The organism is Streptomyces sp. NPDC001822, assembly GCF_042892135.1.
In the GTDB taxonomy this organism is placed as follows: Bacteria; Actinomycetota; Actinomycetes; order Streptomycetales; family Streptomycetaceae; genus Streptomyces.
In genome coordinates, this window is sequence record NZ_JBIATW010000001.1 from 75,090 (window position 1) to 100,855 (window position 25,766).

Genomic DNA, 25,766 nt, shown 5'->3' on the forward strand with positions numbered 1-25,766 from the left:
TGCCCACCGGGTCCCGGGCACGCCATGGTCGCACCGTGGTGCGGCCGGGAGATGGGCCGCCAGGGTTGGTTAGGATCGTCAGCCTGATGACTGCCACCCTCGTCGCCAAGGAACTCGCCGCCGGGCACGGCGACCGCACACTCTTCGCCGGACTCGACCTCGTGGTCGCGCCCGGCGACGTGATCGGTCTGGTCGGAGCCAACGGCGCGGGCAAATCCTCGCTGCTCCGACTGCTCGCCGGCCTCGACCGGCCGGAGGAGGGGGAGCTGCGGCTCTCACCGCCCTCGGCCACCGTCGGCCACCTCCCGCAGGAGCCCGAACGCCGTGCGGGCGAGTCCGTGCGGGAGTTCCTGGCCCGCCGGACCGGGGTCGCCGACGCACAGACCGCCATGGACGCCGCGACACAGGCCCTGGTCGACGGGGCACCGGGCGCCGACGACGCCTACTCCGAGACGCTGGAGCGCTGGCTCGCACTGGGCGGCGCCGACCTGGACGAACGCGCCGACGAGGTGGCCGCCGAACTCGGCCTGACCGTCGGCCTCGACCTTCCGATGACGGCGCTCTCGGGCGGGCAGGCGGCCCGCGCGGGCCTCGCCTCCCTGCTCCTCTCGCGCTACGACGTCTTCCTGCTCGACGAACCCACCAACGATCTGGACCTCGACGGCCTGGAGCGTCTGGAACGCTTCGTCTCCGGACTCCGGGCGGGCACCGTCGTCGTCAGCCACGACCGCGAATTCCTGATGCGCACGGTCACGAAGGTCCTGGAACTCGATCTCGCCCAGCAGCAGATCAACCTCTACGGCGGCGGTTACGCGTCGTATCTGGAGGAGCGCGAGCGCGCCCGCACCCACGCCCGCGAGGAGTTCGAGGAGTACGCGGACAAGCGCTCCGCGCTCGAGGGCCGTGCCCAGATGCAGCGGGGGTGGATGGACAAGGGCGTCAAGAACGCCCGTCGCAAGGCGACCGACAACGACAAGATCGGCCGCAAGTTCCGCAGCGAGGCCAGCGAGAAGCAGGCCGCGAAGGCCAAGCAGACCCAGCGCATGATCGAGCGTCTCGACGTCGTCGAGGAGCCGCGCAAGGAGTGGGAGCTGCGGATGGAGATCGCCGCGGCTCCGCGCTCCGGCTCCGTGGTCGCCACCCTCCGCGACGCCGAGGTGGCCCGCGGGGGCTTCTCCTTCGGACCGGCGACCCTGCAGATCGACTGGGCGGACCGGGTCGCCATCACCGGTGCCAACGGCGCCGGGAAGTCCACGCTGCTGGCGGCCCTCCTGGGGCGCCTCCCGCTCGACGCGGGCCACGCCACGCTCGGCTCGGGCGTCGTGGTGGGCGAGGTCGACCAGGCCCGCAAGCTCTTCCACGGCACCGAGAGCCTGCTGGACGCCTTCTGCGCGGCCGTCCCCGACACCGAACCGGCGGAGGTGCGCACGCTGCTGGCGAAGTTCGGTCTGCGCGCCGCCCACGTGCTGCGCCCCGCGACCACGCTCTCGCCCGGCGAGCGCACCCGCGCCGGCCTGGCCCTTCTGCAGGGCAGGGGGGTCAACCTGCTGGTCCTGGACGAGCCGACGAACCACCTGGACCTGCCGGCGATCGAACAGCTGGAGTCGGCGCTGGAGTCGTACACGGGCACCCTGCTGCTGGTCACGCACGACCGGCGGATGCTGGAGGCCGTCCGCACGACCCGCCGTGTCGAGGTGGCCGACGGCAAGGTCACCGAGGCCGGCTGACGGACGAGGGACCGCCCGCCCCGGCTCCGGGGCGGGCGGTCCCTCGCGAGGCCGGGCGGTCAGGCCCCTCGCGGGGCTGACCGGATCACCGTCGGCCCGCCCACGAGCCTCAGCGCCTGGCTCCCCCCTTGTCGGACCCGCCGGTCAGCCCCGCACGCCGCAAGGCGTCCGCCATCGCGCTGTTGGCCGGTGCCGCCGCGGGACGCGCGGCGCCCGCGCCACCACCGCCTCGCCGCTCCCGGCGCTGAGCAGCGCCACCCTGGCGGTTCTCCTGGCCTTGACCCTGCCCCCGGCCCTGCCGCTGTCGCGGCGGGCGCTCGCCACCGCCCTGGCCGTTGCGCTCACCGCGTTCGCGCTTCGGCCCCTGTCCGCCGCCCTGTCCGGCCGAGGGCTCGTCGTCGAGCCTCAGCGACAGCGAGACGCGCTTGCGCGGGATGTCGACGTCCATCACCTTCACCCGGACGATGTCGCCCGGCTTCACGACGTCCCGGGGCTCCTTCACGAACGTGCGCGACATCGCCGACACGTGCACGAGACCGTCCTGGTGCACACCGACGTCCACGAACGCGCCGAACGCGGCGACGTTCGTGACGACCCCCTCCAGCACCATGCCCGGGGCCAGGTCGGCGAGCTTCTCGACACCCTCCTTGAACGTCGCCGTCCTGAACGCCGGCCGCGGGTCGCGGCCGGGCTTCTCCAGCTCCTTCAGGATGTCCGTGACCGTGGGAAGCCCGAACTTCTCGTCGACGAAGTCGTCCGGCCGCAGCGAGCGCAACGTGTCCGTGTTGCCGATCAGTGAGGCGACGTCCCCGCCCGTCCGCTTCACCATCGTCCGCACCACGGGGTACGCCTCGGGGTGCACGCTCGACCCGTCCAACGGGTCGTCACCGCCCCGGATGCGGAGGAATCCCGCGCACTGTTCGTAGGCCTTCGGGCCCAGCCGCGCCACGTCCTTGAGCGCACGGCGGGAGCGGAACGGGCCGTTCGTGTCGCGGTGCGCCACGATGTTCTCGGCCAGACCCGCTCCGATGCCAGACACCCGCGAAAGCAGCGGTGCGGAAGCGGTGTTGACGTCGACGCCCACACCGTTCACACAGTCCTCGACCACGGCGTCCAGGGAGCGCGACAGCTTCACCTCGGACAGATCGTGCTGGTACTGCCCGACGCCGATCGACTTCGGGTCGATCTTGACGAGCTCGGCCAGCGGGTCCTGCAGCCGACGGGCGATCGACACCGCGCCGCGCAACGACACGTCCATGTCCGGGAGTTCCTGCGAGGCGAAGGCGGACGCCGAGTAGACCGAGGCGCCGGCCTCGGACACCATCACCTTGGTGAGCTTCAACTCCGGGTGTTTGTCGCACAGTTCACCGGCGAGTTTGTCCGTCTCGCGGGACGCCGTGCCGTTGCCGATCGCGATGAGGTCGACGTGGTGCTCCTTCGCGAGGCGCTCCAGCGTGGCGAGCGACTGATCCCACTTGTTCGCCGGCACGTGCGGGTGGATGACGTCCGTCGCGACGACCTTGCCGGTCGCGTCCACCACGGCCACCTTCACACCCGTCCGGAATCCGGGGTCGAGTCCCAGGGTCGCCCGGGTGCCCGCCGGTGCGGCGAGGAGCAGGTCACGCAGGTTGGACGCGAAGACGCGTACGGCCTCGTCCTCCGCCTCCGTGCGCAGCCGCAGCCGCATGTCGATCCCGAGGTGCACGAGGATCCGGGTGCGCCAGGCCCAGCGGACGGCGTCGCCGAGCCACTTGTCGCCGGGCCGGCCGCGGTCGGCGACACCGAAACGCCGGGCGATCATGTTCTCGTACGACGAAGGCCCGGGCGTGTCCGACGGCTCCTCCGGTTCGAGGACCAGGTCGAGCACGTCCTCCTTCTCCCCCCGCAGCATGGCGAGGACCCGGTGCGAGGGCAGCGCGGTGAAGGGTTCGCTGAAGTCGAAGTAGTCCGCGAACTTCGCGCCCTCCTCCTCCTTGCCGTCCCGCACCTTCGCGACCACCCTGCCCCGCGACCACATGCGTTCGCGCAGCTCGCCGGTGAGGTCGGCGTCCTCCGAGAAGTGCTCGGCCAGGATCGAACGGGCGCCCTCCAGGGCCGCCGCGGCGTCGGCCACGCCCTTGTCCGCGTCGACGTAAGCCGCCGCCGCGACGAGCGGGTCCACGGACGGGTCGGCGAGCAGGCCGGTGGCCAGGGGCTCCAGGCCGGCCTCGCGCGCGATCTGGGCCTTCGTCCTGCGCTTCGGCTTGAACGGCAGGTAGATGTCCTCGAGCCGCGCCTTGGTGTCGGCCGCCCGGATCCGCGCTTCGAGCGCCTCGTCGAGCTTGCCCTGCTCGCGCACGGAATCGAGGACGGCCGCACGGCGGTCCTCGAGCTCCCGCAGGTAGCGCAACCGCTCCTCGAGCGTGCGCAGCTGCGCGTCGTCGAGCATCTCGGTCGCTTCCTTGCGGTAGCGCGCGATGAACGGCACGGTCGACCCGCTGTCGAGCAAGTCGACGGCCGCCTTCACCTGACGCTCGCGTACGCCGATTTCCTCGGCGATCCTGCCTTCGATGGACGTCGTCACGGTTCTACCGACTCGCCTTCTCGTACTGGCTGTGCTGGCTGTGCCACTGGGGTGCTCCACACTCCAGTGGGCACCTTCGCCTGCATTGTGCCGGGTCGTCGGGTGCCGTGTCGCGTGACCTCGTCGATCGCGGCCCGCACGTCACGGTGGACCTCGCGGGGAGGACGCGGCGGGCACGGCGCACCGCGGCGGAGGACGTTCCGTACGCCCGCGAGGTCAGCCCCGGCCGACCAGGTCGTCCGGGAAGGCGCCCGCGGAGGCCGCGGTGAACAGGAACCCGCGCGCCAGTTCGGTGAGCCGGGCCACGCCGTCGGCGCCCAGGTGCTCGTACGGCGCCGCGTCCATCCGGTCCGTGGCCTCCTCCAGCTCCTCCCTGAGCGCGGTGCCCGCGTCGGTCAGGTCGCCCTCGGCGTCCAGGACGCCCCGGCTCCGCAGCCGCTCGACCGCCGCGTCCCAGTCCGTGCGACGCCAGCCGCGGGTGGCGAGGACCCAGCGGGGTGACGTGCCCTTGCCGGTCGCGGTGTGGCTGACCAGGGCCTCCATCGGGTCGAGACCCGCCGAGAGCAGGGCGGCCAGGTGGCCGTCGCCGCGGTGCTCCCGCAGCAGCGTCGCCGCGTGCCAGTACGCCAGGTGCGGCTCGTCCGGCACCGCCAGGTCGGCGTGGGCCGCGTAGAGCGGACGGGCCTGGCGGGTGCAGGCCTCGGCCGCCCGCAGCGCCAGCCGGGCGGCCTCCGCCATCTCCGGGGAGGTGAAGGCCTCCTCGCCCAGTACCCGGCGCAGCGTCGAGTCGGCGGCCCTCAGTCGTGCGTCGAGCGCGGCCGCGGGGGTGATCCGCGACCAGACGGAGGGCAGATGGCGGGCCACCAGCGTGTGGTTGAAGTTGTAGAAGGTCGAGGTGACGGTGCCCGCGCCGACCGCGCCCAGGGCCGCGCCGCGCGAGGCGAAGTAGACGGCGCTCGGGTCCTCGACGCCCAGCTGTCCGAACTCCTTGCCGAGGTCGGGGGAGAAGTAGACGCACGAGTGCATCGGGTTGAGGGCGTTGTGGCAGCGGCGTCCGGCGCGCGGGGGGAGAGTGCTCATGCCCGCACGTTACCGACTGGTTGGTACGTCCGGTACCCCCGGGGTCGCCACGGCGGTACGGCCCCGGCACCGCGGCCCCGGCGTGGCAGGAAAGGTGGGAAGTTCGTCATTGCGGCCACCGCCCGGAGCCTCGGAGACTGAGGGACATGAAGCAGCGATCCGTGCTCGTCGTCCTCTTCGACGGCGTCCAGAGTCTCGACGTGAGCGGCCCGGCCGAGGTCTTCGCCGGGGCCTCCCGCTTCCCCGGGATCACCTACGACCTGCGGACCGCCTCACTGGACGGCGCTCCCGTGCGCTGCTCCAGCGGGCTCACCCTCGTGCCCGACGGCGTGCTCGCCGACGCCCCCGCGCCGGACCTGCTCCTCGTGCCGGGCGGTGCCGGGACGAGGGCACCGGACCCGGCCCTGGTCGACTGGCTGCGCGTCCACGGGCCGGCGGCCGGGCAGTTGGTCTCGGTCTGCACCGGCGCACTGCTCCTGGCGGAGGCGGGGCAGCTGGACGGACACCGGGTGACGACGCACTGGTCGGTCTGCGAGAAGCTCGCGCGGACGTATCCGGCGGTCCGGGTCGACCCGGACCCGATCTTCGTGCGCGACGGAAGGCTGGCCACCTCGGCCGGAGTGACCGCCGGAATCGATCTCGCGCTGGCGCTGGTGGAGGAGGAGCACGGCAGGCAGGTGGCGCTGAGCATCGCCCGCCACCTCGTCGTGTTCCTGCGGCGCCCGGGCAACCAGGCCCAGTTCAGCGCCCAGATCACCGCCCAGACCGCCGCCCGCGAACCCCTGCGCGAGGTCCAGCACTGGATCACCGAGCATCCCGACGCCGACCTCTCGGTGGAGGCGCTCGCGGCCCGGGCCAGGCTCTCGCCCCGGCACTTCGCCCGCGCCTTCCAGACGGAGACGGGCCTGACCCCCGGCCGCTACGTCGAGCGCGTACGCCTCGAACAGGCACGCCGGCTGCTGGAGGACACCACCGGCGGAGTCGCCGCGATCTCCCGGGCCAGCGGTTACGGCACGCCGGAGGCGATGCGCCGCGCCTTCCTCAAGGCCCTCGGCACGGCACCCGCCGAATACCGCCGGCGTTTCCGCCCCCAGCCCGTCTGACCACCCGCGCGGCCCACGACCCGGCCGGGCGCGCCGCACCGGCACCAACGAGAGGGACCACCATGCAGATCGCCATCGTGCTCTTCGACCGCTTCACCGCACTCGACGCCGTGGGTCCCTACGAGATGCTCAGCCGGGCCCCCGGGGCCGAGACCGTCTTCGTCGCCGAGCGGGCCGGAGCCGTGCGCAACGACAGCGGGAGTCTGTCGCTCGTCGCCGGCCGCTCGCTCGCCGACGTACCCGCCCCCGACCTGGTGATCGTGCCGGGCGGCCCGGGGCAGAGCGAGCAGATGGACAACGAGGCCCTGCTCGGCTGGCTGCGCGCGGCGGACGCCACCAGCACGTGGACGACCTCCGTGTGCACGGGATCGCTGCTGCTCGGCGCGGCCGGACTGCTGAGGGGCCGCCGGGCGACGTCCCACTGGCTCGCCCTCGACGTGCTGAGGACGTACGGAGCCGAGCCCGCGGACGAACGCGTCGTCGCCGACGGCAAGTACGTCACCGCCGCCGGTGTCTCGGCGGGCATCGACATGGGGCTCACCCTGCTCGGCACGATCGCGGGCGACGACCACGCCAGGTCCGTCCAGCTGCTGACCGAGTACGACCCCCGGCCGCCCTACGACTCGGGCTCCCCGCGGAAGGCCCCGGCGGCCCTGGTGGAGCAGTGGCGGGCGAAGAGCCGCTTCATCCTGCGGTAGCCCCGGTCCCCGGCCGGCCGGTGGTCCAGGTGAAGCGGGGGGCGCGGCGCTCCAGGAAGGCCGCGACCCCCTCGGCGGTGTCGCCGCTGTCCCGTGCCTGCCGCGACCAGTACGCGTCCCGGTCCTCGCGGCCGTCCGCGAACTCCTTCGCCGCCGCCTGCGTCAGCTGCGAGCGCGAGGCCAGGGTCTGTGCGAACGCCCGGACCCTGTCGTCCAGCCCGCCCGCGGCCAGGACCTCGTCGACCAGGCCCGTCCGCAGGGCCCGCTCCGTGCCGATGAGCTCGCCGGAGAACAGCAGGTACTTGGCGGTGGAGGGGCCGACCAGTGACACCAGCCGCCGTGTGGAGGACGACGGGTAGACGATCCCCAGCTTGGCCGGGGTGATGCCGAAGGACGCACCCTCCTCGGCGAACCGCAGGTCGCAGGCGGCCGCGAGCTGGCTGCCGCCGCCGACGCAGTAGCCGCGCACGGCGGCCAGCGTCGGCCGGGGGAAGGCCGCCAGGGCGTCCTCGGCCTCCACGGCGAGGGCCTGCGGCCTTCCGCCGGGAACCCGGAGCGAGGCGATGTCCGCTCCCGCGCAGAACGTGTTGCCCGCTCCGGTGAGCACGAGGACACGCACGGCGGAGTCGGCGGCCAGCTCCCGCAGGAGCACCGGCAGCGCCTGCCACATGCCGGAGGTCATCGCGTTGCGTTTCGCGGGGTTGCTGATGACGACGGTGGCCACGCCGTCCACGACGGTGTGCTCCAGCCGCGGCTCCGTGTGCGCCGGCCGCTCCGTGAGGTCCATGCGCCGGATGCTATCCGCAGGGGCTCTTCGGCTGGCTGCTGCTCGTCGGCGGACTCGTCGGGCTGCTGCACGCCGTTCAGGCACGCGGCACCCCGTACTTCTGGCTCGGCGTGGTGGTCGCCGCGCTGAACATCGCGGCCGGTGTCGTGGTCATCAGGAATCCGGTGGGGACCGCCGAGGCGCTGACGATGTTCGCCGCGCTGCTGTTCCTCACCGGGGGAGTGTTCCGGCTGGTCGGCAGCGTCGTCGTCCGGGGTCCGCAGTTCGGCTGGACCCTGCTGCAGGGAGCCTTCGGGCTGCTGCTCGGGGTGCTGGTGCTCGTCGACTGGCCGCACAGCAGCCTCTACGTCTTCGGATGCTTCTTCTCGCTGGCCCTGTTGTTCGACGGGCTGGGGCTGATCGCGATCGGAGTGGGCGGACGACGTGTCGTCAGCATGGTGACGGAGCAGATGGCGCCCGAAGGGGACGAGAAATAGTCCAATCACCTGACGCTGTCATACCCAAACGGTCAAAACAGTTCCTTAGGTGACCACTTACGGTCAGTGCTGCGGTCCGGACCATGCTGTTCCCGACACTCATTACTCGATGGTCAGTGAGATGCGAGTCGAGAGCGGGTGCCGGTCTATGGAGAGCCGCGGGAGTGTTCCGGCCCATCCGGTGTCGTACGAGGGGGTGTGGCGCTTCACGGCCCCCGCCGTGGACGCCTCGGTGCCCCAGGCCCGGCACGCGGTGCGCGACCTGCTGAACAGGCAGGGGGTGCCGGTCGAGGACGAGATCCTGCAGGGCCTGCTGCTCATCGTCTCGGAGCTCGTCACCAACGCGGTCCGGCACGCGGCCCTGCTCTCACCCGAACTGGCCGTCGAGGTGGCCATCGGCGCGGAGTGGATCCGGGTGTCCGTCGAGGACAACCATCCCTACCGTCCCACGGCCCTCGTCACCGACTACGGGCAGACGGGCGGCCGGGGGCTGCTGCTGGTACGCGAGATCACGGCCGAGGCGGGCGGCACCTGCGACGTCGAGCACACGGCAGGCGGCGGCAAGATCATCTGGGCGGCACTGCCCCTCACCACGCAGCTCTGACCGCCCCGGCGCCCCCGAGCCGAGTCACCCCCGGCACCCCGAGCCGCGTCACCAGCCCGCGGACGTACCCGTCAGCTCCCGGATCGCGGGCCGCGCGGCGTCCAGCACGGTCATGAACCACGCCGAGAACGGAGCGGCCGCGTGCCGCTCCGCCAGCTCGGCCGCGCTCACGAAGGCCGTCTCGCCGACCTCCTCCGCGTCCGGCCGCAGCTCCTCCTGCGCCAGGCCCACGAACAGGTGGTTGAACTCCTGCTCGACCAGGCCCGACACGGGATCGGGGTGGTTGTAGCGGACGGTGCCCGCCGTCGCGAGCAGCGAGGGCGAGATGCCCAGCTCCTCGTACGTACGCCTGGCGGCGGCCGCGAACGGCGCCTCCCCCGGGTACGGATGTCCGCAGCAGGTGTTCGACCAGACGCCGGGGGAGTGGTACTTGCCGAGGGCCCGGCGCTGCAGCAGCAGCCGGCCCTGCTCGTCGAAGAGGAAGACGGAGAACGCCCGGTGCAGCTGACCGGGGGCCTGATGGGCCGCGAGCTTCTCCGCGGTGCCGATGGTGGTGCCGCTTTCGTCGACCAGTTCGAGCATGATCGTGTCTGCTGTGCCGTTCGACGCGCTGTGCGCCGCGGTGGCTGGTGTGGTCGGCATACCCATCCTTCGCTTTGGTTCCCGGCCTCGTGCGCCGGACCCCTCGAGTGCGGTCAAGTCTGCCGTACAAAAGCCGCTTGTCCGCGCTTCGGGGGCTGGCATGTCCGTTCCGCCGCCCGCCCACGGGGGCGGCGGAACGGACGACGCCCTCAGACGCCGAAGGCTTCCGGATAAGTGATCGTGCCCACCGGGACCTGCGCGGAATCGTCGAGCACCAACGCCATGAACGCCTCGTCCGGCACGTCGAAGCCCGGCAGGATCCCGAACCGCGAGGCCGGCAGAAAGCCGAAGGCCGCGTAGTACTCGGGATGACCGAGCACCAGAACGAGTGACTCGCCCCGCAGCCTCGCCGCGTCCAGTGCGGCCCGTACCACCGTGCGTCCCCCGCCCCGGCCCTGGTGGCCGGGTGCCGTCGACACCGGTGCCAGGGCGAGCGCCGGCGCGTCCCCGACCGTGCACCGGGTCAGCAGCGCGTGGGCCGCGACGGAACCGTCCCCGGCTTCGGCCACCCAGGAGAGACCGGGCAGCCAGGCGCCGGCATCGGCACGCAGCGCGTCGACCAGACCGGCCTCGGCGTGCGTCGGGAACGCGGCGGCGACGACGGTCCGTACCGCGTCATGGTCCGCGGGCACCTCCGGACGGGTCCGCCAGCGGGGATCGTGAGGCCGCAGCACATAGCCCGCGTAGCCGTACTCCGCGCCGTGCCGGGCGCGCACGGCGAGTTCCTCGCGGGTGGCCTCCAGGGCTCCGGCCATACCCGGGGCCGAGGGATCGGCGGCGGCGACCCGCTCGGCCAGCGGGACGTAGTACTCGTCCCAGTCGCTGTCGGGCTGCACCAGCACCCCGAGCACATGGCAGCCGGCCGCCACGGCGGCGGCTGTGTTCTCCGCGATGGGGCGGAGCGAGGCCTGCGGGTCCCAGAAGGCGCGGGCACCCGCCGACGGGGAGTCCGTGGTCCAGACGCACTCGGTGACCACCAGGGAGCCACGGGGGGCGAGGAACCGCTGCCAGTCCCGCACCGCGGTGTCGAAGCCGACGACGTAGGCGGAACCCTCCGCCCAGACCAGGTCGAAGGAGCCGTCGGCGAAACCGGGCCCGCCGAGGCCGGCCATGTCGGCCCGGACGGTGCGGATGCGGTCGTCGAGCCCCCGGGCTAGTGCGGCCTCGGTGAGCTCGTCCAGGAAGGGCTGGTGCAGGTCGACCGCCGTCACCCGCGCACCCGCCTCGGCGGCGAGCAGCAGGGCGGCCCTGCCCGGGCCGCAGCCCAGGTCCAGGATGCGCGGACGCGGCGGCAGCGGTCCCGCGAGCGCGAGGAGCCGCCGGGTGGTGGCATCGGATCCCGGGTTCTGCCGGGGCAGCCGGTCGTGAAGTGCGAAGAAGGCGTCGTGCTGGGGGTCGGTCAACGTCGGAACCCTTGTGTGAGAGGGCTCCGGCCGGCACGGGACGGCGTCAGCCGAGCGGTCGGCCGGTCACCCGGAAGATGAGGAAGGACCGGATGCTGCGCGGGGCAGCCGTCGTCGTGACGGTCATCGACCTCAGCTCCTTCACTCTTCACGGGGCTCCGTACCCGGAGACACCGCCTTCACGGGGCTCCGTACCCGGAGACACGACGCAGACCCTAGCACCGGGACCGGTCCCGGGACGGGTTCAGTGGCAGAGTCTCGGCTCGTGCTCCGCGTGCCCGCTGGGCTCCAGCTGGAAGGTGCAGTGCTCGACGTCGAAGTGGTGTCCGAGGCAGCCCTGCAGGTCGTGCAGCACCTTCTCGTGCCCTATCGAGTCGAGCATCTCCTGGTGCACGACCACATGGGCGGAGACGACGGGCAGCCCCGAGGTGATCGTCCAGGCGTGCAGGTCGTGGACGTCCAGGACGCCGGGCAGTCCCGTGATGTGGGCACGCACCTTCTCCATGTCGACCCCCTTGGGAGCGGACTCCAGCAGGACGTCGAGGGTCTCCCGGAGCAGTTTGACCGTACGGGGGACGATCATCAGCCCGATCAGGAGCGAGGCGATGGGGTCGGCGGCCTGCCAGCCGGTGGCGACGATGACGCCCGCCGCCACGAGCACGGTCACGGAACCGAGGGTGTCGGCGACGACCTCCAGATAGGCACCGCGCACGTTCAGACTGTCCCGCTGTCCGCGCATGAGGAGGGACAGCGAGACCACGTTCGCGAGCAGACCCACGGCGGCGAACGCGATGGCCAGACCGCCCCTCGTCTCCGCCGGTGTCATGAAGCGGTCGACGGCCTCGAAGACCAGGTAGCCGCCGACACCCAGCAGGAGCAGACAGTTCGCGAGGGCGGCGAGGATCTCGGCGCGTGCGTAGCCGAAGGTGCGGTTGGGGCTCGCGGGCTTGTTGGCGAAATGGATGGCCAGCAGGGCCATGCCGAGGCCCAGGGCGTCGGTCGCCATGTGGGCCGCGTCCGCGATCAGCGCCAGCGAGTCCGCGAGCAGCCCGCCGACGATCTCCATGACCATGACGCCGAGCGTGATGCCCAGGGCCACCCGGAGCCGGCCCCGGTACGCGGCGGCGGCCGTCCCCGTGGGGGGCGGTCCACCATGCGCGTGCCCGTGATCGTGGCCTGCCCCCATGAGAACGCCTCCGTACACCCGTCGTGTCCCTCGGACGCCGTGTCCAGCGGACAGCTCGGACGCACCTCGCCCGATGCCGCCAGTGAACTACGGGGGCGGGGCGTGGGGCAACACGGCACTGAACACCGTTGTCATGTGCTCTGACCTGCGGAAACGTCCGCAGGTCAGAGCTTCGGCGTGATGCGGGGCGCTACTTCGCGGCGCGTGCCCCGGGGTGGAGGAGGCACCAGCCCTCCCAGGCCGACTCCACCATCTCGCGCATGCCGCGCCGGGCCGTCCAGCCCAGTTCCTCCGTCATGCGTGCGGCCGAAGCGACGGCCATGGCGGCGTCCCCGGGCCTGCGCGCCTCGACCACGGGCTCCGCGGGCAGACCGGTGACCTCCACCACCAGCTCGGCCAGCCGGCGTACCGAGACGCCCTCGCCCCTGCCGATGTTCACGGTGAGGTCCCCGCCGGTCCCGGCGGCCGCGTCCCGGTCGAGCCTCCTGGCGACGGCGAGATGCGCCTCCGCCAGATCGGCGACGTGGATGTAGTCGCGCACGCAGGTGCCGTCCGGCGTCGGGTAGTCGTCACCGAAGATCCGGGGCGCCTCGCCCCTCGTCAGGCGGTCGAAGAACATGGGCACGACGTTGAAGACGCCGGTGTCCGCGAGCTCGGGCTCGCCCGCCCCGGCCACGTTGAAGTACCGCAGACAGGCCGTCGAGATGCCGTGCGCCCGCCCCGTGGCCCGGACGAGCCACTCCCCGGCGAGCTTGGTCTCGCCGTACGGGTTGATCGGCGCACACGGGGTGTCCTCGGTGATGAGGTCAGTGTCCGGGACGCCGTACACCGCCGCCGACGAGGAGAAGAGGAAGCGCCCCACACCCGCGGCGACCACGGCTTCCAGGAGCACCGACAGCCCCGTGACGTTCTCCCGGTAGTACATCAGCGGCTTCTCGACGGACTCGCCGACCTGCTTCTTCGCCGCGAGATGCACCACACCGGTGACCGCGTGCTCGGACAGCACCCGGTCGACCACCCCGCGGTCGGACGCCGAGCCGCGCACCAGCGTGATGTCCGCGGGCAGGCGGGCGTCGACCCCGGTCGAGATGTCGTCGAGGACGACGACCCGCTCCCCGGCCTCCTTCATGGCTTTCGCCACATGTGCCCCGATGTATCCGGCTCCGCCTGTGATCAACCACGTCATGGGCGCCAGCTTAGGCGCTGCCCGGACGCGGTTTGTGGGGCGAGCCGTTGATCGACGATGATGATCGGATACGGCTCCGCATGATGGCCGGATCGCCCGAACGGAGCACAAACGGCCGGTGAAATCGGTCTTCCGTTCATCCGATAGCCTCAGCCGACGTGCCGCCGGCCCACCTCGGGGCCGCACTGCCGCGCGCCGTCCCCAGTGCCAAGGAGTGAGTTCGTCTGTCGACCGCCATCCTCACCGGTGCGCCGGTACCCGGGTCGTCGCTCGAGGACGATCTGAGGTCACTCGGCTTCGAGGTGACTGCCGCCGCCGACGCCTCCGAGGCCGCCGCGCTGCTCGCCGCAGTCCCCGCCAACAGGCGCGTCGCGCTTGTGGACCCGCGTTTCGTCGGCCACGTCCACGCCCTCAGGCTCGGACTCACCGACCCCCGCTTCCCCGTCGCCACGATCCCCGGAGCGCTCACCGCACGGCCCGAGGCACGCGCCGCGGCACTGCGGGCCCTGCAGCGGTCCGTGACGCCCGTCGGGGTGGGCAGCCCCGCCCTGCCCGACGACGCCGCCACCGACGGTGCCGCGCCCCTCGCCGGGGACCGCACGGTCCCCGGCCGCCTGGCGGCCGAGCTGGCCGCCGAAGGCACCGAGGTGAAGCGCCCCGAGCTGGGCTCGCTCACCGCCACGGTGCCCACCTGCCCCGAGGACCGCAGCGCCGCGCAGGCCGCGGTGGCGGCCGTCGACGACGAGGCGGTGCGGCTGCGCAGCGCGGTGAAGGCCCACGACGGCTTCTTCACCACCTTCTTCATCAGCCCCTACTCGCGCTACATCGCCCGCTGGTGCGCCCGCCGCGGCCTCACGCCGAACCAGGTCACCACCGCCTCCCTGATCACCGCACTGATCGCGGCCGGCAGCGCGGCGACCGGCACCCGTGGCGGTTACGTCGCCGCCGGGGTGCTCCTGCTCCTCTCCTTCGTCCTGGACTGCACGGACGGGCAGCTCGCCCGGTACTCCCTGCAGTACTCGACGATGGGAGCCTGGCTCGACGCCACCTTCGACCGGGCCAAGGAGTACGCGTACTACGCGGGCCTCGCCCTGGGCGCGGCCCGCGGCGGCGACGACGTGTGGGTGCTGGCGCTCGGCGCGATGGTGCTCCAGGCATGCCGCCACGTCGTCGACTTCTCGTTCAACGAGGCCAACCACGACGCCGTGTCCAACACCAGCCCGACCGCCGCGCTCTCCGACAGGCTGGACAGCGTCGGCTGGACGGTCTGGCTGCGCCGGATGATAGTGCTGCCCATCGGTGAACGATGGGCCATGATCGCCGTGCTGACCGCCGTGACCACGCCCCGCATCGTGTTCTACGCCCTGCTGATCGGCTGTTCGCTGGCCGCCTGCTACACCACGGCCGGCCGTCTCCTGCGTTCGCTGACCCGCAAGGCGCAGCGCACCGACCGCGCCGCCGGAGCGCTGGCCGACCTCGCGGACTCCGGGCCGCTCGCGCAGGGCGTCGCCGCTGTGCTCCGACGCCCGCGCGGCGGCTTCACGGCCCCGCTGCTGGCGTTCGCCGGAGCCCTGGCCATGGTCGCCGCAGCCCTGTTCGCTCCCTACGGCGGGCTGCTGACCGTGGGTGCCGCGGTGGTCTACGCGATCCTCTCCGGCCTCGCGGTCTCCCGGCCGCTCAAGGGCGCCCTCGACTGGCTCGTACCCCCGGTATTCCGGGCCGCCGAGTACTGCACCGTCCTCGTGCTGGCCGCCCGCAGCGACGTACCGCACGCCGTTCCCGCGGCATTCGGCCTGGTTTCGGCGGTCGCCTACCATCACTACGACACGGTGTACCGCATCCGCGGCGGCACCGGCGCACCGCCCCGGTGGCTGGTGCGCGCCGTCGGCGGGCACGAGGGCCGGACCCTGGTGGTGGCCGTGCTCGCCGCCGTACTGACCAGCGGTTCAGGTTTCACCACGGCTCTGACCGCGCTCGCGGCCGCCGTGGCCCTGGTGGTGCTCGTCGAGTCCATCCGCTTCTGGGTGTCCTCCTCGGCCCCCGCCGTACACGACGAAGGAGAACTCGCATGATCGGCCTCGTACTGGCTGCCGGCGCCGGACGCCGTCTGCGTCCGTACACGGACACGCTGCCGAAGGCCCTGGTGCCCGTGGACGGCGAGAAGACGGTCCTCGACCTCACGCTGGCCAACTTCGCCGAGGTCGGCCTGACCGAGGTCGCGATCGTGGTCGGCTACCGCAAGGAGGCCGTCTACGCCCGCAAGGCCGAGTTCGAGGCGACGTACGGCGTGAAGCTGACGCTCATCGACAACGACAAGGCCGAGGAGTGGAACAACGCCTACTCCCTGTGGTGCGCCCGTGAGGTCCTGAAGCAGGGCGTCATCCTTGCCAACGGCGACACCGTGCACCCCGTCTCCGTCGAGAAGACCCTCCTGGAGGCCCGCGGCAAGGGCCAGAAGATCATCCTCGCGCTCGACACGGTGAAGACCCTCGCCGACGAGGAGATGAAGGTCATCACCGACGGCGAGAAGGGCGTGCGCCGCATCACCAAGCTGATGGACCCGGCCACCGCGACCGGCGAGTACATCGGCGTGACGCTCATCGAGCCCGAGGCTGCCGAGGAGCTCGCCGACGCGCTGAAGGCCACCTTCGAGCGCGACCCCGACCTCTACTACGAGGACGGCTACCAGGAGCTCGTGAACCGCGGCTTCACGGTCGACGTCGCCCCCATCGGCGAGGTGACGTGGGTCGAGATCGACAACCACGACGACCTGGCCAGGGGCAGGGAGATCGCGTGCCGGTACTGACCCGCCTCATCCCGTCCCCCGTCGTCGTCGACATCCGGCGCGGCGCCATGGACGACCTGGCCGGTCTCCTCGCCGACCAGCGGATCTCCGCCTTGGGCAAGCTCGCCATCGCCATCAGCGAGGGCTCCGGGCGCGCCCTGCGCGAGAGGCTCGCCCCGGTCCTGCCGGGGGCCGACTGGTACCCCGTCACCGACGGCACGATCGACTCCGCCGTGCGGCTCGCCGACGGCATCAAGGGCAACCGCTACGACGCGCTGGTGGGTCTCGGCGGCGGAAAGATCATCGACGTGGCGAAGTACGCCGCGGCGCGTGTGGGCATGCCCATGGTCGCCGTCGCGACGAACCTCTCCCACGACGGCCTCTGCTCCCCGGTCGCCACGCTGGACAACGACAACGGCCGGGGCTCCTACGGCGTCCCGACCCCGATCGCCGTCGTCATCGACCTCGACGTGATCCGTGAGGCGCCCGAACGCTTCGTGCGCTCCGGCATCGGGGACGCGGTCTCCAACATCTCCTGCGTCGCCGACTGGGAGCTCGCCCACGAGGTCCAGGGCGAGGAGATCGACGGCCTGGCGGCGGCCATGGCCCGGCAGGCCGGCGAAGCCGTGCTCCGCCACCCCGGCGGGGTCGGCGACGACGCCTTCCTCAAGGTGCTGGCGGAGGGGCTCGTCCTGACGGGCATCTCGATGTCGGTCGCCGGGGACTCCCGGCCCGCGTCGGGCGGCTGCCACGAGATCAACCACGCCTTCGACCTGCTGTACCCGAAGCGGGCCGCCAGCCACGGCGAGCAGGTCGGCCTCGGCGCCTGCTTCGCGATGCACCTGCGCGGTGCCCGCGAGGAGTCGCGGCACATGGCGTCCGTCCTGCAGCGCCACGGGCTGCCCGTGCTGTCCGAGGAGATCGGTTTCACCGCCGACGAGTTCGTGCGGGCCGTCGAGTACGCGCCGCAGACGCGTCCGGGCCGCTTCACGATCCTGGAACACCTCAACCTGTCCACCGACCAGATCAGGGACGCGTACGCCGACTATGCAAAAGCCATCCATAGCTGAACTCCGCCCTGTCGTTCACCCTCCGGGCGTGAAGGACCGGCGCAGTGGCGAGCACTGGGCTGGTCGGCTCTACATGCGCGAGATCTCGCTGCGCATCACCCGCCGGCTGGTGGGCACCAAGGTCACGCCGAACCAGCTGACCTACGTGATGACCGTCGCCGGTGTGCTCGCGGCGCCCGCCCTGCTGCTCCCCGGCATCCCCGGCGCCCTGCTCGGCGTGGTCGCGGTCCAGCTCTACCTGCTGTTCGACTGCGTGGACGGCGAGGTGGCCCGCTGGAAGAAGCAGTACTCCCTGGCAGGGGTCTACCTGGACCGGGTGGCCGCGTACCTGTGCGACGCGGCGGTCCTGGTCGGCTTCGGCCTGCGTGCCGCCGACCTGTGGGGCACGGGGCGCATCGACTGGCTGTGGGCCTTCCTGGGCACGCTCGCCGCGCTCGGCGCCATCCTGATCAAGGCCGAGACCGACCTCGTCGGCGTCGCCCGTCACCAGGGCGGGCTGCCGCCCGTCAAGGAGGCCGCGTCCGAGCCCCGCTCCTCCGGCATGGCGTTCGCCAGGCGGGCCGCCGGAGCGCTCAAGTTCCACCGGCTGATCCTCGGCATCGAGGCGTCGTTCGTCATCCTGGTCGCGGCCGTCCTCGACACGGTCAGGGACGACCTCTTCTTCAGCCGTCTCGCGGTCGCGGTCCTGGCGGGCATCGCCCTGCTCCAGACGGTCCTGCACCTGGTGTCGATCCTGGCGTCCAGCAGGCTGAAGTGAGCTCTTCCATGAAACTCGGCGCGGTCATCATCACCATGGGCAACCGCCCCGAGGAACTGCGTGCCCTTCTCGATTCGGTCGCCGGGCAGGACGGCGACCGGATCGAGGTGGTCGTCGTCGGGAACGGCGCCCCGGTCCCGGACGTGCCTCCGGGCGTGCGCACCGTCGAACTGCCCGAGAACCTGGGCATCCCCGGCGGACGCAACGTCGGCATCGAGGCCTTCGGGCCGTCCGGGGCCGACGTGGACGCGCTGCTCTTCCTCGACGACGACGGGCTGCTGCCGAACACCGACACCGCCGAGCTCTGCCGGCAGGCGTTCGAGGCGGACCCGAAGCTCGGCATCATCACGTTCCGCATCGCGGACCCGGACACCGGCGTCACCCAGCGGCGGCACGTGCCGAGGCTGCGGGCCTCCGACCCGATGCGCTCGTCCCGCGTGACGACGTTCCTCGGCGGCGCCAACGCCGTACGGAGCCAGGTGATCGCCGAGGCCGGCCCCCTGCCCGGCGACTTCTTCTACGCCCACGAGGAGACCGACCTCGCCTGGCGGGCCCAGGACGCCGGCTGGATGATCGACTACCGCGCGGACATGGTCCTCAACCACCCCACCACCGCGCCGTCGAGGCACGCGGTCTACCACCGCATGGTGGCCCGGAACCGGGTATGGCTGGCCCGCCGCAACCTGCCGGCGCCGCTCGTTCCGGTGTACACGGGCGTCTGGCTGCTTCTCACCCTTGTGCGCAAGCCCTCACTGCCCGCCCTGCGCGCATGGTTCGGCGGTTTCCGGGAAGGGTGGACGAAGCCCTGCGGACCCCGGCGGCCCATGAAGTGGCGTACGGTGTGGCGGCTGACGAGACTGGGCCGGCCACCGGTGATCTGAGAGGCTCTTCCTCTGAGAACATGAGCCGTATTCATTCGTACGGGGACCCTGTCCGCCTCGGCCGCGCCTGGCTGCGCATTGTGAAGACGAGAGTTCTTAACTGTGAGTGACACGACCCATGACGGCGGGATTGCGTTGAGCAGCCCACCGTCCGCCGACGCGGGACTCAGTCCGTCCCAGTTGGCCGAAAAGTACGGCCTGACGGTGAGCGGCGCCCGGCCCGGGCTGTTCGCGTACCTGCGGCAGCTCTGGGGCCGCCGGCATTTCATCCTGGCGTTCTCGCGGGCCAAGCTGACGGCGCAGTACAGCCAGGCCAAGCTCGGCCAGCTGTGGCAGGTGGCGACACCGCTGCTGAACGCGCTGGTCTACTTCCTGATCTTCGGGCTCATTCTCGGCACGTCGAAGGGAATGCCCCAGGAGGTCTTCATCCCGTTCCTGGTGACGGGTGTCTTCGTCTTCACCTTCACCCAGAGTTCGGTCATGGCGGGGGTGCGTTCCATCGCGGGCAACCTCGGCCTCGTCCGGGCGCTGCACTTCCCCCGGGCCTCGCTGCCCATCTCGTTCTCGCTCCAGCAGCTGCAGCAGTTGCTGTACTCGATGATCGTGCTGGTCGCCGTGGCCGTGGCGTTCGGCAGCTATCCAAGTCTCTCCTGGCTGCTGGTCGTGCCCGCTCTCGCCCTGCAGTTCTTCTTCAACACCGGCCTGGCGCTGATCATGGCCCGGATGGGCAGCAAGACTCCCGACCTCGCCCAGCTGATGCCGTTCGTCATGCGTACCTGGATGTACGCCTCGGGCGTCATGTTCTCCATCCCCGTACAGCTCGCGGACAAGCCGGCCTGGATCGCCGACGTGCTCCAGTACAACCCGGCGGCCATCTACATGGACCTGGTGCGCTTCGCGATGATCGACGGCTACGGCTCGGAGAACCTGCCGCAGCACGTCTGGATGGTCGGACTCGTCTGGTCGCTCCTGGTGGGCGGCGCGGGCTTCGTGTACTTCTGGAAGGCAGAGGAACGGTACGGCCGTGGCTGAGGAATCGCCCCAGGGGCACATCCCGACCGTGATCGCGGACGACGTGCACATCGTCTACCGCGTCAACGGCACGAGCAGCGGCAAGGGGAGCGCCACCGCCGCGCTGAGCCGCATGATGCGCCGAGGCAAGGGGGAGCCACGCGGTGTGCGCAAGGTCCACGCGGTGCGCGGTGTGACCTTCACCGCCTACCGCGGCCAGGCCATCGGGCTCATCGGCACCAACGGCTCGGGCAAGTCCACGCTGCTGCGCGCCATCGCCGGCCTGCTCCCGACCGAGCAGGGCAAGGTCTACACGGACGGCCAGCCGTCGCTGCTCGGTGTGAACGCGGCGCTGATGAGCGATCTCACCGGTGAGCGCAACGTCGTCCTCGGCGGTCTCGCGATGGGGATGAGCCGCGAGGAGATCCGCAGCCGGTACCAGGACATCGTCGACTTCTCCGGGATCAACGAGAAGGGCGACTTCATCACGCTGCCGATGCGGACGTACTCCTCCGGCATGGCGGCGCGGCTGCGCTTCTCGATCGCGGCCGCCAAGAACCACGACGTCCTCATGATCGACGAGGCGCTGGCCACCGGTGACCGCAAGTTCCGGGTGCGCTCCGAGGAGCGCATCCGCGAGCTGCGCAAGGAGGCCGGCACGGTCTTCCTGGTCAGCCACAACAACAAGACGATCCGGGACACCTGCGACCGGGTGCTGTGGCTGGAGAGGGGCGAGCTCCTGATGGACGGCCCGACCGAAGAGGTCCTCAAGGCCTACGAGCGGGAGACCGGCAAGTAGCCGTCGTGTCCGCGTGGCCCCCGCCGGAGCGTTCCGGCGGGGGCCACGCGCTGTGCGCCCGCGGACACGGACGGGTGCGGGGCGGGTCACGGGGGGTGATCTCCTCCGGGCGGATGACGTCAATCACCGTGCTTCCGGGGAACGTTGGCGGCGGGCCAGTTGTTGTACCAGGGCGCGCTGCACCCCGGCGCGTCCCTGTGAGCTGTACAACGTAAGCTGTACCGGTGCTGATTCGCGGCAATGTGGGGCGATACGCCCCCCGGCACATCACCCGTAGCGCGCATGTCGCACTCGGGAGGACTAACGGCGTGTCCGAAAAGGGATGTTTTGGGTCAGCAGTGTAGAACGGGAGATATGACGGCAACGATGGAAAATCTCCAGCTCCGACGGGGTTTCGCCGTCCCCGCGTCGGGTGGTACGCAGTGACCGGTACCCAGGAGGCGCGCGCCGACGCCGCCACGACCGGAACGCTCGCCAAGGCCGCGGACGAGAACTTCCCCGTGGCCCCCTTCTTCCTGCCCCGCGCCTGGCGGGACGACCTCATGGCCGTCTACGGATTCGCCCGCCTCGTCGACGACATCGGCGACGGCGATCTGCCGCCCGGCGGAGCCGACGCGCGCCTGCTCGGTCTGGACTCCGCACAGCAGGCGGACCGGCCGGCCATGCTGGACGCCCTCGAAGCCGACCTGAACCGCGTCTTCGCGAGCGTCGGCGACGGCCCCCGTCACCCGCTGATGCGCGCCCTGCGCCCCACGGTGCGGCGCTGCGCGCTCACCCCCGAACCCTTCCTCGGCCTGGTCGAAGCCAACCGGCAGGACCAGAAGGTCCGCCGCTACGGGACCTACGGCGAGCTCCTCGCCTACTGCGAGCTCTCCGCCAACCCGGTCGGACGGCTCGTCCTGCAGATCACCGGCACCGCGAGCCCCGAACGGATCCGCCGCTCCGACGCCGTCTGCACCGCGCTGCAGATCGCCGAGCACATCCAGGACGTCGCCGAGGACCTCGGCCGCGACCGCGTCTATCTGCCCGCCGAGGACATGGCCCACTTCCACGTCGGTGAGTCCGAGCTGGCCGCGCCCTCCGCGGGCGCGGCGGTGCGCTCCCTGATCGCCTTCGAGGCCGAGCGCGCCGGCCACCTGCTCGACGAGGGCATCCCCCTCGTGGGCAGCGTCCACGGCAGGCTCCGGCTGCTGCTCGCCGGATTCGTCGGCGGGGGACGCGCCGCGCTCGGTGCCGTCTCGGCCGCCGGTTTCGACGTACTGCCCGGACCACCCAAGCCCACCGCGCCGAGATTGCTGCGCGAGGTGGGAGCCGTCCTGCGAAGAGCGCACAGAAAGGGGTGAGCCGGACCGTGGAGGGACAGACGACGTACATGTCGGCGCCGGTACAGGCCGCATACAGCTACTGCGAGGCCGTCACCGGACAGCAGGCCCGTAACTTCGCGTACGGCATCCGGCTGCTGCCGTACGAGAAGCGGCAGGCCATGTCGGCGCTCTACGCATTCTCCCGACGGGTCGACGACATCGGCGACGGCGAGCTGGATCCGGAGACCAAGCGCGTCCGGCTGGAAGGCACCCGGGAACTGCTCGACCGGATCCGGGGCAAGGAGGTCGACGAGGACGACACCGACCCGGTCGCGGTCGCGCTCGCCGACGCCGCACGGCGCTTCCCGCTGCCGCTCGACGGCCTCGACGAGCTCATCGACGGCGTGCTGATGGACGTACGCGGTGCGACCTACGAGACCTGGGACGACCTGAAGACGTACTGCCGGTGTGTCGCGGGCGCCATCGGCCGCCTCAGCCTCGGGGTCTTCGGCACCGAGGAGGGCGCGCCCGGCGCCGAGCGGGCGGCGGAGTACGCCGACACCCTCGGCCTCGCGCTCCAGCTCACGAACATCCTGCGCGACGTGCGCGAGGACGCGGGGAACGGGCGCACGTACCTGCCCGCCGACGACCTCGCCAAGTTCGGCTGCTCCGCCGGATTCCAACGGGCCACCCCGCCCCCCGGATCCGACTTCGCCGGACTGGTCCACTTCGAGGTCCGGCGCGCCCAGGCGCTCTTCGCGGAGGGCTACCGGCTCCTGCCGATGCTGGACCGGCGCAGCGGTGCCTGCGTGGCGGCGATGGCGGGCATCTACCGCCGCCTCCTCGACCGGATCGAGCGCGACCCGGAGGCCGTCCTGCGCGGAAGGGTCTCGCTCCCCGGCCACGAGAAGGCCTACGTCGCCGTGCGCGGCCTGTCGGGTCTCGACGCGCGCTACATCTCGCGCCGTACGGCCAGGGGGCGCGCCTGATGACACGTCCACGTCCCGCGCGATCCGCGGGGGCCGCGCGCGCAACCCGAGAGGGTTCCCCGGCGTCCCTGACTGCGACGACACGCCGAAGGGGGCAGCCATGAACGACCGCAGCGCACGCTCCTCCCGCGCCGTCGTCGTCGGCGGAGGCCTCGCGGGGGTGACCGCCGCCCTGCGTCTCGCCGACTCGGGTGTGGACGTGACCCTGCTGGAAGGTCGCCCCCGGCTCGGCGGGCTCGCCTTCTCCTTCCGCCGCGGCGATCTCTCCGTCGACAACGGCCAGCACGTGTACCTGCGCTGCTGCACGGGATACCGCTGGTTCCTGGACCGCATCGAGGGTGCCCACCTCGCCCCGCTCCAGGACCGCCTCGACGTGCCCGTCCTCGACGTGGGCCGGCCCGGCCGGCCGCGGCTCGGGCGGCTGCGCCGCACCGGGCTCCCCGTGCCGCTGCACCTGGCCGGCGGACTCGCCGCCTACCCGCACCTCTCGGTCGCCGAGAAGGCGGGCGTCGCCCGGGCGGCGCTCGCGCTGGGCCGGCTCGACCCCGCCGATCCCGTGCTCGACGGCATCGACTTCGCCACCTGGCTCCGCCGCCACGGCCAGTCCGAGCGTGCCATCGAAGCGCTCTGGGACCTGGTCGGCGTCGCCACGCTCAACGCCACCGCCCCGAACGCCTCCATGGCCCTGGCCGCGATGGTCTTCAAGACCGGACTGCTCTCCGACCCGGGCGCCGCAGACATCGGCTGGGCCGCGGTGCCGCTCGGTGACCTCCACGACACCCTCGCCCGCAAGGCACTCGAATCGGCGGGTGTGCGCATCCACGTGCGCACCAGGGCCGGATCGCTCACCCGCACCGAGGACGGCCGCTGGGCCGTCGGGACGGACGGCGAACGCTTCGAGGCGGACACCGTCGTGCTCGCCGTGCCCCAGGGCGAGACCCACCGCCTGCTGCCCGACGGCGCGCTGGACGAGCCCGGAAGGCTGCTCGACCTCCAGGACGCCCCGATCCTCAACGTGCACGTCGTCTACGACCGCAAGGTGCTGCGGAGGCCGTTCTTCGCCGCGCTCGGCTCACCCGTGCAGTGGGTCTTCGACCGCACCGAATCCTCCGGCCTCCAGGGCGGCGGTCAGTACATCGCGGTGTCGCAGTCGGCGGCGGGCGACGAGATCGACCTGCCCGTCGCCGAGCTGCGCAGGCGCTACGTACCCGAACTGGAGCGGCTCCTGCCGGCCGCGCGCGGGGCGGGCATCCGCGACTTCTTCGTCACCCGGGAGCGCACGGCGACCTTCGCGCCCGCGCCCGGGGTGGGCCGCCTGCGGCACGGCACGAAAACCCGTGTCGCCGGGCTGCAGTTGGCGGGAGCATGGACCGCGACCGGCTGGCCCGCCACGATGGAGGGTGCCGTCCGCAGCGGTTTCAGTGCCGCGGACGCGGCGCTCCAGGCCCTTGGCCGGCCCCACGAACATCCGCTGCAGGAGGCGGCATGAGCAGTACCACCGGAACAAGAGGAGAGTCTGTGACCCCGGCGAATCCGGCTTACGACACCGTGGCGGACACCACGGACGTCACCGCGCTTCTGGAGCGCGGAAGGGCCCTGTCAGCGCCGGTGCTGCGAGCTGCCGTGGACCGGCTGGCGCCGCCCATGGACACCGTCGCGGCCTATCACTTCGGGTGGATCGACGCCCAGGGCCGGCCCGCCGACGGCGACGGCGGCAAGGCGGTGCGCCCCGCGCTGGCGCTGCTGTCCGCGGAGGCCGCGGGCGCCCCCGCGGAAGCCGGCATCCCCGGCGCCGTGGCCGTCGAACTCGTGCACAACTTCTCGCTGCTGCACGACGACCTGATGGACGGCGACGAGCAGCGCCGCCACCGCGACACCGTGTGGAAGGTGCACGGTCCCGCCCAGGCCATCCTCGTCGGCGACGCGCTCTTCGCGCTGGCCAACGAGGTCCTGCTGGAGCTCGGCACCGTCGAGGCCGGCCGCGCCACCCGCAGGCTGACCACCGCGAGCCGCAAGCTGATCGACGGTCAGGCCCAGGACATCTCCTACGAGCACCGCGAGCGGGTCACCGTCGAGGAGTGCCTGGAGATGGAGGGCAACAAGACGGGCGCCCTGCTCGCCTGCGCCGTCTCCATCGGCGCCGTGCTCGGCGGTGCCGACGACCGTACCGCCGACACCCTGGAGGCGTACGGCTACCACCTCGGCCTCGCCTTCCAGGCGGTCGACGACCTGCTCGGGATCTGGGGCGACCCGGAGTCCACGGGCAAGCAGACGTGGAGCGACCTGCGCCAGCGCAAGAAGTCCCTGCCCGTCGTGGCCGCGCTGGCCGCGGGCGGACCGGCCTCGGAACGGCTGGGCGAACTCCTCGCCGCCGACGCCAAGAGCACCGATTTCGACAGCTTCTCCGAAGAGGAGTTCGCCGCGCGCGCGGCGCTCATCGAGGAGGCGGGCGGCCGCGAGTGGACCGCCGAGGAAGCACGCCGTCAGCACGCGGTGGCCATCGAGGCGCTGCACGGTGTCGACATGCCGGAACGAGTGCGGGCACAGCTCACCGCGCTCGCCGACTTCGTTGTCGTACGAAAGAGATGATCACCATCCAGATATGACTCGCAGTCGCCGGCGGGGGGCCCCCCCCCCCCCCCCCCCCCCCCCCCCCCCCCCCCACCCCCCCCCCACCCCCCCCCCCCCGGGGACAAAGGGGCGCCCCCGCGGGGT

The 25,766-nt window shown here is 71.9% G+C and carries 22 protein-coding genes and 1 pseudogene; 16 read left to right on the forward strand and 7 right to left on the reverse strand.

Annotation, left to right across the window (positions count from 1 at the left end; genetic code table 11):
• Window positions 1-86: 86 nt before the first annotated feature.
• Entirely contained in the window at window positions 87-1,727 is a 1,641-nt protein-coding gene (locus tag ACFYY2_RS00370) for an ABC-F family ATP-binding cassette domain-containing protein (protein WP_388735064.1), read from the forward strand.
• A gap of 109 nt (window positions 1,728-1,836) precedes the next feature.
• On the opposite strand, the gene ACFYY2_RS00375 is transcribed toward ACFYY2_RS00370, so the two are convergent.
• Both ACFYY2_RS00375 and ACFYY2_RS00380 read right to left on the reverse strand, forming a co-directional pair.
• Window positions 1,837-4,290, reverse strand: coding sequence for a Tex family protein (locus tag ACFYY2_RS00375; protein WP_388735066.1), 2,454 nt, complete (start codon window positions 4,288-4,290; stop codon window positions 1,837-1,839).
• Between the two features lie 216 nt (window positions 4,291-4,506).
• Entirely contained in the window at window positions 4,507-5,370 is an 864-nt protein-coding gene (locus ACFYY2_RS00380) for a hypothetical protein (protein WP_388735068.1), read from the reverse strand.
• A gap of 146 nt (window positions 5,371-5,516) precedes the next feature.
• Here ACFYY2_RS00380 and ACFYY2_RS00385 point away from each other — a divergent pair, with 146 nt between their 5' ends.
• Window positions 5,517-6,473 carry a GlxA family transcriptional regulator gene (locus ACFYY2_RS00385; RefSeq protein ID WP_388735070.1) on the forward strand — a complete coding sequence of 319 codons (957 nt, stop codon included), beginning with the start codon at window positions 5,517-5,519 and terminating at the stop codon, window positions 6,471-6,473.
• A gap of 62 nt (window positions 6,474-6,535) precedes the next feature.
• A complete protein-coding gene (locus ACFYY2_RS00390; protein ID WP_388735072.1) occupies window positions 6,536-7,171 on the forward strand; it encodes a DJ-1/PfpI family protein in 636 nt (211 codons plus the stop codon).
• Here ACFYY2_RS00390 and ACFYY2_RS00395 read toward each other — a convergent pair.
• On the reverse strand, window positions 7,158-7,958 hold the full coding sequence (locus ACFYY2_RS00395) for an enoyl-CoA hydratase/isomerase family protein (protein WP_388735074.1): 801 nt from the start codon (window positions 7,956-7,958) through the stop codon (window positions 7,158-7,160). The genes ACFYY2_RS00390 and ACFYY2_RS00395 overlap by 14 nt on opposite strands.
• A 23-nt stretch (window positions 7,959-7,981) precedes the next feature.
• Between ACFYY2_RS00395 and ACFYY2_RS00400 the strand changes: the two are divergent.
• Window positions 7,982-8,434 (forward strand): annotated as a pseudogene (locus tag ACFYY2_RS00400) (HdeD family acid-resistance protein); the annotation flags it as partial.
• Window positions 8,435-8,582: 148 nt separating this feature from the next.
• Window positions 8,583-9,038, forward strand: a complete 456-nt coding sequence (locus tag ACFYY2_RS00405; RefSeq protein WP_327112348.1) for an ATP-binding protein — start codon at window positions 8,583-8,585, stop codon at window positions 9,036-9,038.
• Window positions 9,039-9,086: 48 nt separating this feature from the next.
• Here ACFYY2_RS00405 and idi read toward each other — a convergent pair whose 3' ends face one another.
• The 4 genes from idi to galE form a co-directional block, all read right to left on the reverse strand.
• Window positions 9,087-9,680 (reverse strand): isopentenyl-diphosphate Delta-isomerase, encoded by a 594-nt coding sequence (gene idi / locus ACFYY2_RS00410; protein ID WP_329042013.1) that lies wholly within the window; start codon window positions 9,678-9,680, stop codon window positions 9,087-9,089.
• A gap of 149 nt (window positions 9,681-9,829) precedes the next feature.
• Window positions 9,830-11,083: a GNAT family N-acetyltransferase gene (locus tag ACFYY2_RS00415; RefSeq protein WP_388735076.1), complete on the reverse strand. Its 1,254-nt coding sequence runs from the start codon at window positions 11,081-11,083 to the stop codon at window positions 9,830-9,832.
• A 244-nt stretch (window positions 11,084-11,327) separates the two neighbouring features.
• Window positions 11,328-12,269 (reverse strand): cation diffusion facilitator family transporter, encoded by a 942-nt coding sequence (locus tag ACFYY2_RS00420; RefSeq protein ID WP_388735078.1) that lies wholly within the window; start codon window positions 12,267-12,269, stop codon window positions 11,328-11,330.
• Between the two features lie 190 nt (window positions 12,270-12,459).
• Window positions 12,460-13,455, reverse strand: coding sequence for a UDP-glucose 4-epimerase GalE (gene galE, locus ACFYY2_RS00425; RefSeq protein WP_388735080.1), 996 nt, complete (start codon window positions 13,453-13,455; stop codon window positions 12,460-12,462).
• A gap of 302 nt (window positions 13,456-13,757) precedes the next feature.
• On the opposite strand from galE, the gene ACFYY2_RS00430 reads away from it, so the two are divergent.
• The 11 genes from ACFYY2_RS00430 to ACFYY2_RS00480 all read left to right on the forward strand — a co-directional run bounded on the left by ACFYY2_RS00430 (window position 13,758) and on the right by ACFYY2_RS00480 (window position 25,640).
• The gene (locus tag ACFYY2_RS00430; protein ID WP_388735082.1) at window positions 13,758-15,527 is read left to right on the forward strand and encodes a DUF5941 domain-containing protein; all 1,770 of its coding nucleotides are present in this window, start codon (window positions 13,758-13,760) and stop codon (window positions 15,525-15,527) included.
• Window positions 15,524-16,261, forward strand: a complete 738-nt coding sequence (locus ACFYY2_RS00435) for a sugar phosphate nucleotidyltransferase (RefSeq protein WP_388735084.1) — start codon at window positions 15,524-15,526, stop codon at window positions 16,259-16,261. The genes ACFYY2_RS00430 and ACFYY2_RS00435 overlap by 4 nt, the downstream gene beginning before the upstream one ends.
• The gene (locus tag ACFYY2_RS00440) at window positions 16,249-17,310 is read left to right on the forward strand and encodes an iron-containing alcohol dehydrogenase family protein (RefSeq protein WP_388735086.1); all 1,062 of its coding nucleotides are present in this window, start codon (window positions 16,249-16,251) and stop codon (window positions 17,308-17,310) included. Before ACFYY2_RS00435 ends, ACFYY2_RS00440 begins: the two co-directional genes overlap by 13 nt.
• Entirely contained in the window at window positions 17,288-18,067 is a 780-nt protein-coding gene (locus ACFYY2_RS00445) for a CDP-alcohol phosphatidyltransferase family protein (RefSeq protein WP_388735088.1), read from the forward strand. The genes ACFYY2_RS00440 and ACFYY2_RS00445 overlap by 23 nt, the downstream gene beginning before the upstream one ends.
• 8 nt (window positions 18,068-18,075) lie before the next feature.
• The gene (locus tag ACFYY2_RS00450; RefSeq protein ID WP_388735090.1) at window positions 18,076-18,948 is read left to right on the forward strand and encodes a glycosyltransferase family 2 protein; all 873 of its coding nucleotides are present in this window, start codon (window positions 18,076-18,078) and stop codon (window positions 18,946-18,948) included.
• A 102-nt stretch (window positions 18,949-19,050) separates the two neighbouring features.
• Window positions 19,051-19,980, forward strand: coding sequence for an ABC transporter permease (locus tag ACFYY2_RS00455; protein ID WP_388735092.1), 930 nt, complete (start codon window positions 19,051-19,053; stop codon window positions 19,978-19,980).
• On the forward strand, window positions 19,973-20,758 hold the full coding sequence (locus tag ACFYY2_RS00460; RefSeq protein ID WP_388735094.1) for an ABC transporter ATP-binding protein: 786 nt from the start codon (window positions 19,973-19,975) through the stop codon (window positions 20,756-20,758). The genes ACFYY2_RS00455 and ACFYY2_RS00460 overlap by 8 nt, the downstream gene beginning before the upstream one ends.
• A gap of 422 nt (window positions 20,759-21,180) precedes the next feature.
• Entirely contained in the window at window positions 21,181-22,101 is a 921-nt protein-coding gene (hpnC, locus tag ACFYY2_RS00465) for a squalene synthase HpnC (protein ID WP_388735096.1), read from the forward strand.
• Window positions 22,102-22,130: 29 nt separating this feature from the next.
• Entirely contained in the window at window positions 22,131-23,051 is a 921-nt protein-coding gene (gene hpnD, locus ACFYY2_RS00470; RefSeq protein ID WP_388736739.1) for a presqualene diphosphate synthase HpnD, read from the forward strand.
• A gap of 22 nt (window positions 23,052-23,073) precedes the next feature.
• Window positions 23,074-24,540: a hydroxysqualene dehydroxylase HpnE gene (gene hpnE, locus ACFYY2_RS00475; protein WP_388736741.1), complete on the forward strand. Its 1,467-nt coding sequence runs from the start codon at window positions 23,074-23,076 to the stop codon at window positions 24,538-24,540.
• Window positions 24,537-25,640: a polyprenyl synthetase family protein gene (locus tag ACFYY2_RS00480; protein ID WP_388735098.1), complete on the forward strand. Its 1,104-nt coding sequence runs from the start codon at window positions 24,537-24,539 to the stop codon at window positions 25,638-25,640. The genes hpnE and ACFYY2_RS00480 overlap by 4 nt, the downstream gene beginning before the upstream one ends.
• Window positions 25,641-25,766: the final 126 nt, after the last annotated feature.

Coding starts and splice junctions, on each gene's coding strand:
- ACFYY2_RS00435 (WP_388735084.1), top strand. CDS start 15,524: ATGATCGGCCTCGTACTGGCTGCCGGCGCCGGACGCCGTCTGCGTCCG.
- ACFYY2_RS00380 (WP_388735068.1), bottom strand. CDS start 5,370: ATGAGCACTCTCCCCCCGCGCGCCGGACGCCGCTGCCACAACGCCCTC.
- ACFYY2_RS00370 (WP_388735064.1), top strand. CDS start 87: ATGACTGCCACCCTCGTCGCCAAGGAACTCGCCGCCGGGCACGGCGAC.
- ACFYY2_RS00445 (WP_388735088.1), top strand. CDS start 17,288: ATGCAAAAGCCATCCATAGCTGAACTCCGCCCTGTCGTTCACCCTCCG.
- ACFYY2_RS00395 (WP_388735074.1), bottom strand. CDS start 7,958: ATGGACCTCACGGAGCGGCCGGCGCACACGGAGCCGCGGCTGGAGCAC.
- ACFYY2_RS00480 (WP_388735098.1), top strand. CDS start 24,537: ATGAGCAGTACCACCGGAACAAGAGGAGAGTCTGTGACCCCGGCGAAT.
- ACFYY2_RS00405 (WP_327112348.1), top strand. CDS start 8,583: ATGGAGAGCCGCGGGAGTGTTCCGGCCCATCCGGTGTCGTACGAGGGG.
- ACFYY2_RS00390 (WP_388735072.1), top strand. CDS start 6,536: ATGCAGATCGCCATCGTGCTCTTCGACCGCTTCACCGCACTCGACGCC.
- hpnD (WP_388736739.1), top strand. CDS start 22,131: ATGTCGGCGCCGGTACAGGCCGCATACAGCTACTGCGAGGCCGTCACC.
- ACFYY2_RS00385 (WP_388735070.1), top strand. CDS start 5,517: ATGAAGCAGCGATCCGTGCTCGTCGTCCTCTTCGACGGCGTCCAGAGT.
- galE (WP_388735080.1), bottom strand. CDS start 13,455: ATGACGTGGTTGATCACAGGCGGAGCCGGATACATCGGGGCACATGTG.
- idi (WP_329042013.1), bottom strand. CDS start 9,680: ATGCCGACCACACCAGCCACCGCGGCGCACAGCGCGTCGAACGGCACA.
- ACFYY2_RS00450 (WP_388735090.1), top strand. CDS start 18,076: ATGAAACTCGGCGCGGTCATCATCACCATGGGCAACCGCCCCGAGGAA.
- ACFYY2_RS00420 (WP_388735078.1), bottom strand. CDS start 12,269: ATGGGGGCAGGCCACGATCACGGGCACGCGCATGGTGGACCGCCCCCC.